We start from the raw sequence: 12546 nt of genomic DNA on the forward strand, positions 1-12546 counted from the left end.
GTCAGGAGGGTCGCCGGCCCAGGGCGTCCAGCTCGCGCAGCCCTCGGGTGTTCTGGATCACCTGGGTGAAGCTGACCTTCTCGCTGGCGGCGGTGAGGGCGACCAGGGCGGTCAGGATCCCGGCCCGCCCCACCGGCCCGGTACGCGCGGCCAGGGCCACCCCGAGCAGCGCGCCGAGGGCGTTGGCCCCGCTGTCGCCGAGCATGATCTCCTCGTTCAGGTCGGCCGGCAGCAGTCCGGCGGCGGCGCCGACCGGGCCGGCGGCGAGCCCACCGGTCGGGCCGGGCAGCAGTGGGGTGCCGAGCAGGACGCCGGCCTTGAGTGCCCGGCCGGGGCGCAGGTCGAGCAGGTTGAGCAGGTTTGCCGTACCGGCGATCACCCCGGCGCCGAGCAGTACGTCGGCGGCGAGTCCGAGGCGGCCTCGGCGGGAGCGCCGGGACCGTACGGTCGGGTCGGCGGCGAGCAGCGCCGCGGCGGCCAGTCCGGCGGCACCGACTCCGGCGACCTTGACCAGCCCGCTGGTGACCCGCCCCTCGCGCAGGGCGCCGACGTGTCCGGCGAAGCCCTTCGCGGCCTTCTGTTCGGGCCGGTTGCCGACCACGTCGTCGTAGAGCCCGACCGCGCCCGAGCCGAGGCCGGCGACCAGGGCGGCCGCTGCGGCGGGGGCGCTGGGCGCACCGACGGCGGCGGCCGTGGACGCGGCGGCGGCGAGCGCCGGTCCACCGGCGAGCGTGACCGTCCGGCCACGGAAGTTGGTCCGCTCCAGCGTGGGTGCCACCGGTAGGCCGGTGACGGCACGCAGGGCGGCCCGTGCGGCCAACGCCGCGCCGCCGGCCACCCAGCGGCGGCCGGCCCTCCGCTGCCCGCTCACTTCGGTTGCTGGGGCAGCAGGGAGGTGGCGCCGGCGCCCAGGCCGTACTGACCGGCCTTCTTGTTCACGATCTGTTCGGTGGCCGCCAACGCGGTGACCACCTGTCCCTGCACGGTGTTGGCATGGTCGACGGTGGAGATCGTCTTGGCCAGCGCCGGGTCGTCGCGTACGGCCGCGACCACGTTGCCGGCGCTGGTGCCGCTGCCCGCGACGATCAGCGGGACCGCCTTGTCGAACTGTTCGGTCATGGTCACCACGGCCTGGTCCTTCTGTGCCGAGTCGCGGTCGACGTACGGCTGCCCGCTGACCAGGATCACCGCCTCGGCCGGTCCGCTGACCTTGTCCCCGACGGTGAGGTATCCGGCGCTGCTGTACGCGTCGAGCACCGCCCGCCGGTCGGCGTCGGTGACCGTGATCCCGTCGGGTCGGTCCAGCAGTGCACCGGCCAGGAAGGCGCTGGAGGTCTCCACGCCGTTGCTGTTGCCGGGCAGGCCGTTGGCCGGCACGGTGGGCTTGGCGGAGCGCTCGGCGAGCCCGAGTAGGTCGACGCTGTTGTCCGGGTTGACGAACTTGTCCTCCAGGTCGACCCGGCCGGTGATGGTGGCACCGGTCTGCCGGAGCATCTCGATCACCCCGTCGACGTGTTTCTCCCCGCTCGGCAGGGTGAGCACGAGCAGCCGGCGATCGGTGAGCTTGCCGCCGAGCAGGAGCGGCGCTGCCTCCCGGGCGAAGTCCTCCTCCCGGGTCACCTCCTCCTGGAGGCTGCCGACCGTCTCCCGCAACTGCTGGTTGTCCTTGCGCAGCTCGTTCACGTTGGCGCTGAGCGAGTCGGCGACCGGGCCGTTGAGCGCCGCCGTACCGACCACCAGTCCGATGGCGAGGGCGAGGAACACCGCGGTGAGGGAAACCACGTGGTACCGAAAATTGATCACGCTTACAGCCCCTTGATCGTGGACGGCCTAGAACAGCTGCCCGAGCTGGAAGACCAGATTGTCCCACCACTCGGAGGCCACCCCGAGGTAGGCCTTGCCGACGGTCGAGACCGCCACCGCGGAGGCCATCGCGGCCACCGCCGAGAGGACCAGCAGCAGCAGCGACGAGCCGGAGATGTTCTGCCGGTACAGCCGGCTCACCCCCTTGGCATCGACCATCTTGCCACCGACCTTGAGCCGGGTGAGGAACGTCGACGCCATGCCGCCGCGGCCCTTGTCCAGGAACTCGACCAGGGTGGCGTGCGTACCGACCGCGACGATCAGCGAGGCACCCTTGCCGTCGGCGAGCAGCATCGCGAGGTCTTCGCTGGTGGCGGCGGCGGGGAAGGTGATGGCGGCGACCCCGAGCTGCTGCACCCGGGCCAGGCCGGGCGCCCTCCCGTCGGGGTACGCGTGCACGATGACCTCGGCGCCGCAGCGCAGCACGTCGTCGGTGACCGAGTCCATGTCCCCGATGATCATGTCCGGGGTGTATCCGGCTTCGACCAGCGCGTCCGCGCCACCGTCGACGCCGACCAGCACCGGCTTGAACTCCCGGATGTACGGCCGCAGCACGTCGAGGTCGGCCTTGTAGTCGTAACCGCGTACGACGATCAGGCAGTGCCGGCCCCGCATGGAGGTCTCGATGTCGGGCAGCCCGACCCCGTCGAGCAGCAGGTCACGTTCCTGCTTGAGGTAGTCCATGGTGTTGGCGGCGAAGGCCTCCAACTGCACGGAGAGCCCTTCCCGGGCGTCGGCCATCGCCTTGGCCACGGTCTCCGGGTCCTGCCGGCCGCCGTGCGCGATCGGCTCGTCGCCGATGAACACGGTGTTGCCGTCGATCCGGACCGTGTCGCCCTCGCGGACCAGTTGGAAGACGTCCTCCCCCAGGTCGTCCAGGAGCGGGATGCCGGCCTTGACCAGCACCTCGGGGCCGAGGTTGGGATAACGACCGGACACCGACGGCTTCGCGTTGAGTACGGCGGCGACACCGACCGCGACCAGTGAGTCGGCCGCGACCCGGTCCAGGTCGACGTGGTCGATCACCGCGATCTCGCCTGGGCGCAGACGGCCGACCAGGCGCTTGGTCCGGCGATCGAGGCGGGCGGTGCCCACGACGATGCCCGGTTCCGCGCTCCGGCTCCGGCGCAAGATGGGTAGACGCATCGGGACCATCCTGGCATGCGCGAGCACGAGTTATCGGTCACGACATGCTTGAGCAGGGCCGCAAGCAGGCCGTTACCTCAGGGAAGCACACCCAATGCCCGATTGATGTGCCAGATGTCACAAATTCCCTCGGCTACGGGCGACGATCCCTGGCCGCCACGGCCAACAATTCCTCGGCATGGGCGATACCCAGATCCGAATCCGGCAAACCCGCGAGCATCCGGGCCAGTTCCCGGGCCCGGTCGGTGTCCTCCACGACCCGCACCCCGCTGGTCGTCACCGCGCCGCCGGTGTCCTTGGCCACCACCAGATGCCGGTCGGCGAACGCCGCGACCTGCGGCAGGTGGGTCACCACCAGGACCTGGTGGCTGCGGGCCAACCGGGCCAACCGACGGCCGATCTCCACCGCCGCCTGACCGCCGACGCCCGCGTCGACCTCGTCGAAGACCAACGTCGGCGGTCCCCCGGAGCCGGCGAACACCACCTCGATGGCGAGCATGACCCGGGACAGCTCACCGCCGGAGGCCCCGCGCTGCAACGGCAGCGACGGCGCGCCCGGATGGGCCAGCAGCCGCAGTTCGACCTCGTCGGCACCGTCCGGCCCGACGCCGACCTCGACGCCGTTGACCGTCAGCGCCGGTTCCGTACGCCCCACAGGCCGGGGCAGCACCGCCACCTCGATCCGGGCGTGTGGCATGGCCAGGCCGGCCAGTTCGACGCTGACCTCCTCGGCGAACCGGATCGCCGCCTCGCGGCGGGCCGCCGACAGCCGGGCGGCCAGTTCGGCCACCTCACCGGCGAGCCGCTTGCGCTCCCGGTCCAGCTCCTCGAGCAGGTCGTCCGAGGTGTCCAGCTCGGACAGCCGGGTCCGGGCCCGGTCCGCCCACGCCACCACCCCGTCGACGTCGTCTGCGTACTTGCGGGTCAGTCCGCGTAGCGCGGCCCGCCGCTCGTAGATCATTTCCAGTCGGGCCGGGTCGGCGTCCAGGCTGGCGAGGTAACCGGACAGCTCGGCCGAGACGTCGCCGACCAGGGTCGCCACCTCGGCCAGCCGGCCGGCAAGGTCGCCGAGGGTACGGTCGACGCTCGCCTGCGCCTCCAGGGTGCGCCGGGCGGTGCCGAGCAGCGCGGTCACATCCGGTGTCTCGTCGGCCGGCTCGGTGCCACCGGCGACGCACTGGTGTGCGAGCTGCGCGGCGGTCCGCAGTCCCTCGGCGTGCTCCAACCGCTGGGCCTCGGCCTTGAGGTCGTCGTCCTCGCCGACCTGCGGGTCCACCCGGGTGATCTCGTCCAACCCGAGCCGGAGCAGATCCGCCTCCTGGTTGCGCTCGCGGGCGTTGCGCCGCCGGTCGGCCAGGTCGTCCGCGACCCGGCGCCACTGGGCGTACGTCTCCCGTAGCGCGTCGAGCAGCTTCTCGTGTTCGGGGCCACCGAACCGGTCCAGCGAGGCACGCTGCTCGGCCGGACGCAGCAGGCGCAGCTGGTCGGACTGCCCGTGTACGGCCACCACCTGCTCGCCGATCTCGGTCAGCATCGACACCGGCATGCTCCGGCCGCCGACGTGGGCCCGGGATCGCCCCTCGACCGTGACCGTGCGGCTGAGCAGCAGCGCCCCGTCGTCGTCCGGCTCACCGCCGGCGTCGATGATCCGGGTGTGCACCGCGGTCGCGGTCGGCTCGGTGAGCCGGAGCCGACCCTCCACCAGCGCCCGACCGGGGTCGGCCCGGACCCGCCCCGCGTCGGCCCGGCCGCCGAACAGCAGCCCGAGCCCGGTCACCACCATCGTCTTTCCCGCGCCGGTCTCGCCCGTGATGACATTCATGCCACTGGTCAGTGGCAATGTGGTGTCCTCGATGACGCCCAGCCCGGTGATGCGAAGCTCTTCCAGCACAGCACCCGACAGTAGTGGCGGGGCCCGACACTTGACCACCCGACGGGCGGCACCAACCCGAGCGTTCGGTCCCGCGACGGGTCCGACCGAGCCGAAACGGCGGCCCGCCGCGTCCCGACGACCGCGAACACCCGAATCGGACAGCGCTGTGTCAGGTCAGGACGCCGTTGCGTCACCCCACCGCCACGCGATGTCCGGAACGTGACAAGAGCCTGTTTCATCAGGCAGCTGAGAAGACGCCCCTTCGTCGCGGCACAGGAGCGACGCGGAGGGACCGGTCGACTGGACGCGGCCCGAACCCGGCAGTCCCGGCTGGCGACGCCGGAGCGTCCCCAGGCAAGCGTCGGCCGACGGCCAGCCGGCGAGGCGTACCCGCGGCTAGCTGCGGCCGCCCCGCCAGCCCTGCACCGGCAGACCGAACTTGGCCACCAACCGGTCGGTGAACGGACGCGGCCGCAACCGCACGATCCGCACCGGCAGGGCGCCACGCTGCACCGTCACCCGCGCCCCCGGTGGCAGGTCGTAAACCCGCCGTCCGTCGCAGCAGAGCACGGCCAGGGTGGTGAACGGGTCCACAGTGATCACGAAGGTGGACGTGGGTGCGGTGACCAGCGGGCGGCTGAACAGCGCGTGCGCGCTGATCGGCACCAGCAGCAGCGCCTCCACCTCCGGCCACACCACCGGTCCACCGGCGGAGAAGGCGTACGCGGTCGAGCCGGTCGGGGTGGCGCAGACGACACCGTCGCAGCCGTAACGCGACAGCGGCCGCCCGTCGACGTCGACCAGCAGCTCCAGCATCTGGGCCCGTTCACCCTTCTCCACACTGGCCTCGTTGAGCGCCCAGGACTCGATCGTCGGCCCGCCCTCGAACTCGGCCCGTACGTCGAGGGTGAGCCGCTCGTCCACTGTGTAGTCCCGGCTCACCACGTCCCGTACGGCCAGGTCCAGGTCGTGGATCTCCGCCTCGGCCAGGAATCCCACCTTGCCGAGGTTGATCCCGAGCAGCGGCGCCTTGGCCGGTCGGGCCAGGTCGGCGGCGCGCAGGAAGGTTCCGTCGCCGCCGAGCGCGAACACGATCTCGGCTCCCTCGGCGGCGGTGGTGCCGCTCACCGGGACGACTCCGGGCAGGTCGAGGTCGTCGGCCTCCTCCGCGATCACCCGTACCTCGAAGCCCGCGGAGATGAGGTCCGCCGCGACCGTACGGGCGTGCTCGGTGCTGCGCCGCCGGCCGGTGTGGGTGACGAGCAGTGCCGTACGGCTCATCGGGCCTCCTCTTCCTCCGTCGCCCGGCCCTCGCCGGCCAGACCGGCCAGCACCACCGCGCGCACCCGTTCCTCGTCGGCGGGTGGCGCGCCCTGGCGCAGCCAGACGAAGAACTCCACATTGCCACTCGGCCCCGGCAGCGGACTCACCGCCACGCCAGCCAGGCCCAGGCCGAGCTCGGCGGCGGAGGTGGCCACATGGAAGACGGCCTCGGCACGCAGCTCCGGATCCCGCACCACCCCGCCCGGACCGACCCTCGTCCGGCCGACCTCGAACTGCGGCTTGACCATCAGTGCCAGGTCGCCGTCCGGGCTGGTGCAGCCGGCCAGCGCGGGCAGCACCAGCCGCAGTGAGATGAACGACAGGTCGGCCACGGTGAGGTCGACCGGACCGCCGATCAGCTCGGGGGTCAACGTGCGGACGTTGGTGCGTTCGAACAGCCGTACCCGCTCGTCGCTCCGCAACGACCAGGCGATCTGCCCGTAGCCGACGTCGACCGCGACTACCTCGGCCGCGCCGCCGCGCAGCAGTACGTCGGTGAAACCTCCGGTGGAGGCGCCCGCGTCCAGGCAACGCCGGCCGGTCACCGCGAGCCCGTCCGGTCCGAACGCGGCCAGCGCCCCGGCGAGCTTGTGCCCGCCCCGGGAGACGTACTCCTGGGTCGGGTCGTCGCCGATCACCCGGACCGCGTCCGCCGGGTCGACCATGGCCGCCACCTTGCGGGCTTCCATGCCCTTGACCTGGACCCGTCCGGCCTCGACGAGCGAGGCGGCCTGCTCGCGGGAACGGGCCAGACCGCGGCGGACGAGTTCGGCATCTAGCCGGGTGCGACGTGCCATACGAGGGCTCTCCGGTGGGAAGGGGGGTGCGTCAGGCCTGGTCGATGGTGGCCAGGGTCTCCTGAAGCGTATTGTGCGCGGCCTCGTACTGGGCGATCTGGTCGGCCGGGGGTAGGTCGGCGGCGTTCGCGATGGCCTGGAGGGCCGCGTCGACCGCCGGGTGCCCGGAGCCGTCGGTGGCCCCCGGGTCGCCGTGGTCGACCGGTCGGGCGAGCGGGGGTGGTGCCGGCCGATAGCCCCCGGGTACGCCGGGACGCGGCGGTCCGGGTACGGGAGCGCTGCTCACCGCGGACCGGTGGCCGGCGGAAGCTTCTCCGCCGTGACCTTCTTCGCCGGCTGGGGCAACCGCTTGGCGGCGATCTTCTTCGCGGTGGCCGGCGGGGGCTGCTCGGCCGCTGCCTTCTTCGCCAGGCTCGCGGCCTTGTTGGCCACCGCCTTCTTCGCCACCGCCTTCTTGGCTACGGCCTTCTTGGCGACGACGGCCTTCTTCGCCACCGGTTCGGGCGTGTTCCCGGGCCCGGCCGGGCCCGGCTCGGCGCCGCCGGGCTGCGGCGCGCTCGCGGCGGCTGCCGCCCGTGCGCCACGCAGGTCCCGTTCCAGCTCGGCGACCCGCTCGTTCAGCGTCGCGATCTCGTCCGCCGTGGCCAGACCGACCGCACCGAGCGCCCGATCCACCTCGAACCGGACAAGTTTGGTCATCGCCTCACGGTTGGCGAGCCCGGTGGACCTCAGCTCCTCGGCCAGGGCCTGCAACTGGGCCGCGGTGGCGCCGCCCTGACCGACCAGCTTCCTGGCGACCGTCTGGGCCCGTTTCCTGGACGATTCCGTCACGCCCATGGCCAGTTCCAGGTAGGCCCGCCACGCGTCCTGCATACCCGAATCCTTTCGCTGTCGGACTGTCAGCTGTCACGCTACCGGGCCTTGGTCACCCCCTGGTGCGGTACGGTGCCGGGGAACGTGCGTGGCGTGCGACAAGGAGGGGCGAGCATTGGCCAGCGTTGACGAGTGCCGACAGGCGTTGCACGATCTGGCGGCGCGGATGGATGCGAACGCCGCCCAGGTCCGGAACCACGCCAACCTCGAGCGGACGCTGGCGTGCCGGGTCAGCGACCTGGACTATGCCTTCCACGGCCGGATCAGCGACGGGCGACTGCTGGACCTCGCCGACGGCGACGACCCGGACGCCAAGATCGCCCTGACCACCACCAGCGAGGACCTCGTCGCCCTGGTCGCGGGCCAGCTCGACATCCCGAAGGCGCTCGCCGCCCGCCGGGTTTCGGTCGACGCCAACCCGTTCGACCTACTCAAACTCCGCAAACTGCTCTAAGCAGCACACCGGCGGCTCCACGCAAAACGCCACGGCCGTGGTCGGCCGTGGCGTTTTCCGGGTACGCGAAGCCGCTCCCCGCGGGTACGGCCCCGCGTCGGCTCGCAGTCGATCAGTGGGACAGGCCGAGTTCCCGCAGTGCGGTGCCAGCGGCTTCCGATCCCGGGCTGACCGAGGTGACCGGGTGACCGGACCAGGCGCAGGCACACAGCAGCCGCAGCGCGTCCAGGGGTCGTCCCGCCCCGGTCAGTGTGGGCACCCCGTCGACTGAGACCTGCCAACCCGCCCCGGCAACCACGGCGGGATCCCCCTGCGGCGCGGGCAGGTCACGCAGATCCACCACCGCGTCGGCGTCGAACAGCCCCCGCAGGTCGTGTGCCACGTACGTCGGCCGGGTCGACGGTGACGCGAGGAGCAGGTCGGCCGCCGTACTCACTCCGGTGAGCACGAGCAGGCTGTCCATGCCGGCCCGACCGGCGCCCTCGATGTCGGTGTCCAGCCGGTCGCCCACCGTCAACGGCTGCTGCGCCCCGTGCTGGCGGGCGGCGGTACCGAAGAGGGCCGATTCCGGCTTGCCGACGACAAGATCCGGTTCCCGGTCCAACGCCGTACGGAGCACTGCCACCAGCGAGCCGTTGCCGGGCAGCGGACCCCGAGGGCTCGGCAACGTACGGTCGGTGTTGGTGGCGACCCAGAACGCACCCGCCCGGATCGCCACCGACGCCTCGGCAAGCTCGGTCCAGCCGACCTGCGGCCCGTAGCCCTGTACGACCGCGACCGGTGACTGGTCGGCCCGCTCGACCGGCACCAGCCCGACGGCCCGTACCTCTGCCCGCAGTGCCTCGGCACCGACCACGAGCACGGGTGCGCCGGCCGGAAAACGCTCGGCGAGCGCCGCCGCCGAGGCGACCGCCGAGGTGAGCACCTCGTCGGGCTGGGCGTTGACACCCAGCCCGACGAGCAACTCGGCCACCTCGGCGGGACGACGGGACGCGTTGTTGGTCGCGTACGCCAACGGCTTGCCCTCGCCATGCAACCGGGCCACCGCCTCGACCGCACCGGGAATGGGGCGGTCGATCAGGTAGATGACGCCGTCCAGGTCGAAGATGACCAGGTCGTACCCATCGACCAGCCGTTCGCCCTGGACGCCGCTCATGCTCCGACCGGCCCGGTACGGTCCGCCGACTTGTCCTCGGCGTCGCCACCCTGGTCCGACGATGTCGACTCCGAACTGGCCTCGGTCACCGCGGTAGCGGTCCCGCCGCCCGCCCCGCCCTCGACCACGTCAGCGCCATCCTCTTCATCGCTGTCGTCATCGTCATCGCCGCTGTCGTCATCGTCATCGTCTTCGTCGTCGTCTTCGTCTTCGTCGTCTTCGTCGGAGGCGTCGTCGTCGTCTTCGTCGGAGGCGTCGTCGTCGTCTTCGTCGGAGGCGTCGTCGTCGTCTTCGTCGGAGGCGTCGTCGGAGGCGTCGTCGTCTTCGTCTTCATCGTCTTCGTCGTCGGCTACATCTGCGGCCTCGGCCTCGACGTCGTCGCCAGCCTCGTCCTCGTCCTCATCCTCGTCGTCGCCCTCGAGGACGACCCCGTCGAGTTCGAGCAGCCGCTCGGCTGCGTCGGTCTCGGCGTCCTCGTCGGCTTCGGCCGCGCGGGCGAACCACTCCCGAGCTTCCTCACGGCGGCCGACCGCGAGGAGTGCGTCGGCGTAGGCGTAACGCAGCCGTGCCGCCCAGGGCTCGTCGACGGCACCGGTGAGTTCGCGGACCTGCAGCATTGCCACCGCCGCATCGCCCTGTCCGAGGTCACCCCGGGCGCCTGCGGCAACGATCAGCAGCTCGATCGCCTGCGCGGGGTCCATCGCCTCACGGTCGGCACCACGGAACAGGTCGATCGCCCGCTCCGGCCGACCGAGCGCCCGCTCACAATCGGCGAGTACGGGCAGGTGCGTCTGCTTGCCACTCATCCGGTGGTACGTGCGCAGCTCGGCAATCGCCGTCTGCCACTCCCCCGCGTGGTACGCAGCAAGGCCCACTGCCTCCCGTACGGCGGCGATACGCGACGCGAGTCGCCGGGCGGCAAGAGCGTGTGACAGCGCGAGCGCCGGCTCCTCGTCGATCAGTTGCCCGGTTGCCACCAGGTGCCGTGCCACGGTGTCCGCTACCGGCTTGGCCAGTGACAGCAACTCGGCCCGTACGCCGTTGTCCAGGTCGGTCGCGACGATTTCCTCGGGAAGTGCCGGATCGTTGACGCCGCCGATCTGGTCGCCGTCGCGCGACGTAGCGCGGTCGAACCGGTTCGGGCCGCTCTCGCCTCGGCCCCGGTCGCCACCTTCGCGCCCCCGGTAGCCGCCGTCGCGGTCCGAGCTCGACGGCCCGCGCCGGTCATCCTGGCGCGGCCGGTCGTCCCTGGCCGGACGCGATCCGCCCTGGTCGCGGCGGAAGCCTCCACGAGTGTCGCTGCCGGCGCCGCCCTCGCGCGGCGGCCCGGAACGGTAACCACCCTCGCGCGGCGGCCCCGAACGGTAACCGCCGTCACGCGAGCCGCCACCATCACGGGGACCGCTGCGGAAGCCACCGTCGCGGGAACCACCACGGGAGTCCCGGTCACCACCGAAACCACCCTCACGCGGCGGACCAGAACGGTAACCACCCTCACGCGGCGGACCGGACCGGAACCCACCGTCACGCGGACCACCAGTGTCGCGGGGGCCGCTGCGGAAGCCACCCTCGCGAGAGCTGCCGCCGTCACGCGGGGCCGAACGGTAGCCACCGTCGCGAGAACCGCCGCCGGCACCGCCCTCGCGCGGCGGCCCGGAACGGTAACCACCCTCGCGCGGCGGCCCCGAACGGTAACCGCCGTCACGCGAGCCGCCACCATCACGGGAACCGCTGCGGAAGCCACCGTCGCGGGAACCACCACGCGAGTCCCGGTCACCACCGAAACCACCCTCACGCGGCGGACCAGACCGATACCCACCCTCACGGGAACCGCCACCATCACGCGGACCCGAGCGGAAACCACCCTCGCGGGAACCACCACGGGAGTCCCGGTCACCACCGAAACCACCTTCGCGGGGCGGGCCGGAACGGTAACCACCGTCACGGGCGCCACCACCATCGCGGGGACCCGAGCGGAAACCACCCTCACGCGGGCCACCACGGAAACCACCGTCACGGGCGCCACCACCACCGCGGGGGTCCCGGTCACCACCGAAACCACCCTCACGCGGCGGACCAGAACGGTAACCACCCTCACGCGAGCCACCACCATCACGCGGACCCGAGCGGAAACCACCGTCGCGGGAACCGCCGCCGGCACCACCTTCGCGGGGCGGGCCGGAACGGTAACCACCGTCACGGGCGCCACCACCATCGCGGGGACCCGAACGGAAACCACCCTCACGCGGGCCACCACGGAAACCGCCCTCGCGGGAACCACCACGCGAGTCCCGGTCACCACCGAAACCACCCTCACGCGGCGGACCAGACCGATAACCACCCTCACGCGAGCCGCCACCGTCACGCGGACCCGAGCGGAAACCACCCTCACGCGGCGGTCCGCCGCGGTAGCCACCGTCGCGGGCGCCACCGCCGTCGCGGGAACCCGAACGGAAACCGCCCTCGCGGGAGCTGCCGCCGTCGCGCGGGCCGCCGCGGTAGCCACCCTCACGGGAGCTACCGGCGCCATCGCGGGGGCCGGAGCGGAACCCACCCTCACGGGGACCGCCTCGGGAGTCCCGGTCACCACCGAAACCGCCCTCGCGGGATCCACCACCGTCACGGGGCCCCGAACGGAAGCCACCGTCGCTGCGGCCACCACCTCGATAGCCACCGCCACCACCGGCGGCGCCGCCGGAACCGCCTCGCTGGCCACCGCCTCCGGCGTAGCCACCACGGTCACCTGACCCACCACGGGAGTCCCGATCGCCCCGGTAGGGCGGGCGGTCATCCCGGCGCGGGGATCCGCCGCGACCACCGTCACGGTAGGGGCGATCGTCGTTTCGGCGCTGACGGTCGTCGCCCTGCGGTCCTGAACTCACGGGTACATCCTTCCTCATGGCACTGGTGCCGGAACAACGCAGTCAAGGGCCGACCCGGATGGGGCGGCCCTTGACTGGAAGATTGTCCGGCGGCGTCCTACTCTCCCACACCCTCCCGAGTGCAGTACCATCGGCGCTGGAGGGCTTAGCTTCCGGGTTCGGAATGTAACCGGGCGTTT

11 protein-coding genes and 1 rRNA gene are annotated in these 12546 nt (G+C 72.2%); 1 reads left to right on the forward strand and 11 read right to left on the reverse strand.

Features of this window, described 5'->3' with window-relative positions:
• Position 1 precedes the first annotated feature (1 nt).
• The 8 genes from AB0J90_RS25170 to AB0J90_RS25205 form a co-directional block, all read right to left on the reverse strand.
• Complete coding sequence (locus tag AB0J90_RS25170) at positions 2–871, reverse strand: hypothetical protein (RefSeq protein ID WP_363599725.1); 870 nt, start codon at positions 869–871, stop codon at positions 2–4.
• Complete coding sequence (locus AB0J90_RS25175; RefSeq protein ID WP_363599727.1) at positions 868–1803, reverse strand: copper transporter; 936 nt, start codon at positions 1801–1803, stop codon at positions 868–870. Before AB0J90_RS25175 ends, AB0J90_RS25170 begins: the two co-directional genes overlap by 4 nt.
• Before the next feature lie 27 nt (positions 1804–1830).
• Positions 1831–3009 (reverse strand): putative cytokinetic ring protein SteA, encoded by a 1179-nt coding sequence (gene steA / locus AB0J90_RS25180; protein ID WP_363599729.1) that lies wholly within the window; start codon positions 3007–3009, stop codon positions 1831–1833.
• 133 nt (positions 3010–3142) lie between these two features.
• Positions 3143–4900 carry a DNA repair protein RecN gene (recN, locus tag AB0J90_RS25185; RefSeq protein WP_363599731.1) on the reverse strand — a complete coding sequence of 586 codons (1758 nt, stop codon included), beginning with the start codon at positions 4898–4900 and terminating at the stop codon, positions 3143–3145.
• A 378-nt stretch (positions 4901–5278) separates the two neighbouring features.
• Entirely contained in the window at positions 5279–6163 is an 885-nt protein-coding gene (locus AB0J90_RS25190) for an NAD kinase (RefSeq protein ID WP_363599733.1), read from the reverse strand.
• On the reverse strand, positions 6160–7002 hold the full coding sequence (locus AB0J90_RS25195) for a TlyA family RNA methyltransferase (protein ID WP_363599735.1): 843 nt from the start codon (positions 7000–7002) through the stop codon (positions 6160–6162). Before AB0J90_RS25195 ends, AB0J90_RS25190 begins: the two co-directional genes overlap by 4 nt.
• A 31-nt stretch (positions 7003–7033) precedes the next feature.
• Positions 7034–7288, reverse strand: a complete 255-nt coding sequence (locus AB0J90_RS25200) for a hypothetical protein (RefSeq protein WP_363599737.1) — start codon at positions 7286–7288, stop codon at positions 7034–7036.
• Entirely contained in the window at positions 7285–7875 is a 591-nt protein-coding gene (locus AB0J90_RS25205; protein ID WP_363599739.1) for a hypothetical protein, read from the reverse strand. Before AB0J90_RS25205 ends, AB0J90_RS25200 begins: the two co-directional genes overlap by 4 nt.
• A 115-nt stretch (positions 7876–7990) precedes the next feature.
• Between AB0J90_RS25205 and AB0J90_RS25210 the strand changes: the two genes are divergently transcribed.
• The gene (locus tag AB0J90_RS25210; RefSeq protein WP_363599741.1) at positions 7991–8329 is read left to right on the forward strand and encodes an alkyl sulfatase C-terminal domain-containing protein; all 339 of its coding nucleotides are present in this window, start codon (positions 7991–7993) and stop codon (positions 8327–8329) included.
• A gap of 112 nt (positions 8330–8441) precedes the next feature.
• On the opposite strand, the gene AB0J90_RS25215 is transcribed toward AB0J90_RS25210, so the two are convergent.
• From AB0J90_RS25215 to rrf, 3 genes are all read right to left on the reverse strand, one after another.
• The gene (locus tag AB0J90_RS25215; RefSeq protein ID WP_363599743.1) at positions 8442–9485 is read right to left on the reverse strand and encodes an HAD-IIA family hydrolase; all 1044 of its coding nucleotides are present in this window, start codon (positions 9483–9485) and stop codon (positions 8442–8444) included.
• Complete coding sequence (locus tag AB0J90_RS25220) at positions 9482–10477, reverse strand: Replicase polyprotein 1ab (RefSeq protein ID WP_363599745.1); 996 nt, start codon at positions 10475–10477, stop codon at positions 9482–9484. Before AB0J90_RS25220 ends, AB0J90_RS25215 begins: the two co-directional genes overlap by 4 nt.
• A gap of 1974 nt (positions 10478–12451) precedes the next feature.
• A 5S ribosomal RNA gene (gene rrf / locus AB0J90_RS25225) occupies positions 12452–12546 on the reverse strand; the annotation flags it as partial.

The organism is Micromonospora sp. NPDC049523, assembly GCF_040676775.1.
In the GTDB taxonomy this organism is placed as follows: Bacteria; Actinomycetota; Actinomycetes; order Mycobacteriales; family Micromonosporaceae; genus Micromonospora_G.

What these genes read in the sequence shown, in the direction of transcription:
- AB0J90_RS25190 (WP_363599733.1), bottom strand. Translation starts at nt 6,163, where the DNA reads ATGAGCCGTACGGCACTGCTCGTCACCCACACCGGCCGGCGGCGCAGC.
- steA (WP_363599729.1), bottom strand. Translation starts at nt 3,009, where the DNA reads ATGCGTCTACCCATCTTGCGCCGGAGCCGGAGCGCGGAACCGGGCATC.
- AB0J90_RS25195 (WP_363599735.1), bottom strand. Translation starts at nt 7,002, where the DNA reads ATGGCACGTCGCACCCGGCTAGATGCCGAACTCGTCCGCCGCGGTCTG.
- AB0J90_RS25215 (WP_363599743.1), bottom strand. Translation starts at nt 9,485, where the DNA reads ATGAGCGGCGTCCAGGGCGAACGGCTGGTCGATGGGTACGACCTGGTC.
- AB0J90_RS25205 (WP_363599739.1), bottom strand. Translation starts at nt 7,875, where the DNA reads ATGCAGGACGCGTGGCGGGCCTACCTGGAACTGGCCATGGGCGTGACG.